Genomic DNA, 3,018 nt, shown 5'->3' on the forward strand with positions numbered 1-3,018 from the left:
CATGAAGCCTGCGCCTTTATCGGCATCGACAATTACATGCCACTCTCCGATTGGCGCGATGGTTTTGATCATTTGGACGCACAGATCCACCCGCACATTTACGATCAGAGTTATTTGAAGGGGAACATAGACGGCGGAGAAGGTTTTGACTGGTTTTATGCAAGCGATGCTGATCGCATTGCTCAGGTCAGAACGCCGATCACAGATGGCGCTCATAACAAACCTTGGGTGTTTCGTTACAAGGATCTTCAGAGCTGGTGGAGCAATCAGCACTATAACCGCCTGAGCGGTGTAGAAGAGGTAGCGCCAACTGCCTGGGTACCACAGAGCATGCCCATCTGGTTTACCGAGTTCGGCTGCCCTGCCGTGGACCGCGCCACCAACCAGCCCAATGTATTCATTGATCCCAAATCATCGGAATCCAAAGCGCCCTACTTCTCCCGAGCCTGGCGCGATGATGCCATCCAGCGGGCTTACTTGAATGCCACACTGAGCTATTGGCAAGAGCCGGGCAACAATCCCACATCAAGCGCCTATGACGGTCCCATGCTGGACCTTGGCAATTGCTCTGCCTGGACATGGGATGCCCGGCCCTATCCGTTCTTTCCAGAACTCACCAACATCTGGTCAGATGGTGACAACTGGCGACTGGGGCACTGGCTGGGAGGACGGCTCGGGGCTGTTGGGCTTGGTGCGCTGGTCAAACACCTATGTAAACGCGCTGGGCTGAGCGGAGATCTGATCGACACCTCAGATCTTTATGGTGCCGTTGAAGGCTATGTGATTTCTGCGTTGCAAAGCCCGCGTGCATCAATTTCCGTGCTGGCCCGTCACTTCGGCTTTGATGCGGTCGAAAGCCAAGGCATCCTGCATTTTAAGATGCGAGGACGCGGAGCCGTCAAACGCCTTGAGCTTGATGATCTGGTGGCAGCACCAAGAGACACCGAACCCATCGAGCTTGAACGCGCACAGGAAACCGAATTACCTCAAGCGCTCAAATGGTCTGTTGCCCGAGCAGATGAAGACTATGACGCCATCCAGGTGGAAGCGCAGCGGGTCACGGTACAGGCAAGCCGGGTCTCATCAGAAAACTTCCCGCTTGCCGTTGCCCCAGAAGAAGCAGAGCGCCAAGTACGCCGCGCCCTTCAAGAAGCCTGGGTTGGACGCGAAGGCGCTAGCTTTGCCCTTCCACCCTCAGAGCTTGCGCTTGATCCCACAGATGTGGTGGTGCTGGATCATGATGGCCGAAGCTATGATTTGCGGCTCTTGAGCGTGAATGATGGCTTGGAGCGCAAGCTGACCAGCGTTTTGCAAGACCGCCAAGTCTACGATATGCCGCCAGGACCATCACGCAAGAGAACGGATGGCGCACTTTCGCAGGCTGTTGTCTTTGGCAAACCACTGTTTGCGTTTCTCGATTTGCCGCAACTCTCAGACAGTACCCCTGCTCATCAGCCGTTGATGGCAGCTCATGCCGATCCCTGGCCCGGTATCCTCAATGTCTATCGCAGTCAGAGCGAGGCTGGCTTTAAGTCCGTTGCGCAGATCACCACACCAGCTCAGTTTGGGGTAACAATGGAGCCTCTTAAGCGAGGTCCGACCTCCAGGTTTGATCTTGGCAATGAACTGGTAGTCTCAGTCTCTTCAGGAACAATCGAGAGCATTACAGACTTAGAACTCTTTGCGGGCGGCAATGCTTTTGCCATTGAGACTGCTCCCAGCACCTGGGAGATCATTCAGGCCAGCAGAGCAGAGCTCATAGTGCCTAGCACCTACAAGCTCTCACGGCTGCTTCGCGGTCAGCGTGGCACCGAGAGCTCTATCCCTGATAGTATCTCGGTAGGCGCAAGGGTCATTCGCCTTGATGATAACCTGATCCCTGCTCCCATAACCTTGAGCGAGATTGGCTTGCCGTTCCGGTGGCGCATCGCGCCTGGTAGAGCGTCACTCTCTGATCCTGCCACGTTAGCACTAGGCTTTACGCCGGAAGCCAATGGCTTGCGTCCGTTCTCTCCGGTTCATGTTGCCCAGCCCAATCGCACAGGACGGCTACCCGGAGATCTCACTCTCTCCTGGATCAGGCGTTCTCGCGTGCCCGAAGCGGACAGCTGGCTTTCACGTGATGTGCCACTTGGCGAAGAGGTCGAGGCCTATGAGGTGGAGATCATCAAAGACGGCTCAGTGATCCGCACCCTCACTTCCGCGGTGAGCAATGCTGTTTACACCAACGCGCAGCAGTTAGAGGACTTTGGAGCAATGCTTTCGCCTGGAGATATGCTCGCCATCCGCATCTACCAGCTCTCAAACACCATAGGCCGCGGCACGCCGCTTACCGCTACTTTGCACTTCTGAGGCAACAACCATGACAGAGACAACATCTCGGCTTGCCCTGCCCTACATCATGGCAGCGCAGGCACAAAAGCATGTCACCCACAATGAAGCCCTTCGCCTACTCGACGGCCTCATTCAGATGAGTGTCATCAATGCAGTATTGACAGAACCACCAAGCGCGCCCAATGACGGTGACGCTTACATTGTCAGTTCTCTCGCCACGGGCGAGTGGAACGGTTGGGAACAGGATGTGGCTCTTTTTGCCGATGGCAGTTGGTTCCGCCTTCCCGCTATCGGCGGCATGCGTGTCTGGGATGCGGAAGCAGGCACGTTGCTGATCTACACCGCCGGAAGCTGGAAAACCCTATCTGATGCTTTGAGCCTTCTGAAATCAGCGCCGCTGGTTCATGTTGCCAGAGGGCGGCTTGGTAGCACCACAGGTCTGGGTGTTTTGGAAGAAACCCTGGCCAACCTAACAGGAGCTACTGTCGAGACCACAATCACCATTCCCGATCGCTCCATCTGCCTTGGCGTTTCCACCAGAACAGTCTCAGCAATCACAGGCGCCACGTCTTACGACTGTGGCATTGACGGCGAGTTCTCCAAGTTCGGCGGTTCCCTCGGCATTGCCGCTGGCAGCTCCAACAAGGGCATCATCGGCCCGCAAGGCTTTTATTCAGAGACGCC

The 3,018-nt window shown here is 55.9% G+C and carries 2 protein-coding genes; both read left to right on the plus strand.

All coding sequences use genetic code 11. From position 1 onward, the window contains the following. Positions 1-2,352, plus strand: a 2,352-nt coding sequence (locus PPL9_RS02640; RefSeq protein ID WP_200962072.1) for a glycoside hydrolase/phage tail family protein, incomplete at its 5' end; no start/stop codon positions are given. Positions 2,353-2,362: 10 nt separating this feature from the next. Next, positions 2,363-3,018: DUF2793 domain-containing protein (locus PPL9_RS02645; RefSeq protein ID WP_057461199.1), on the plus strand; the 656-nt coding region annotated here is incomplete at its 3' end.

This window comes from Pseudovibrio sp. POLY-S9 (genome assembly GCF_001431305.1).
GTDB lineage: Bacteria > Pseudomonadota > Alphaproteobacteria > Rhizobiales > Stappiaceae > Pseudovibrio.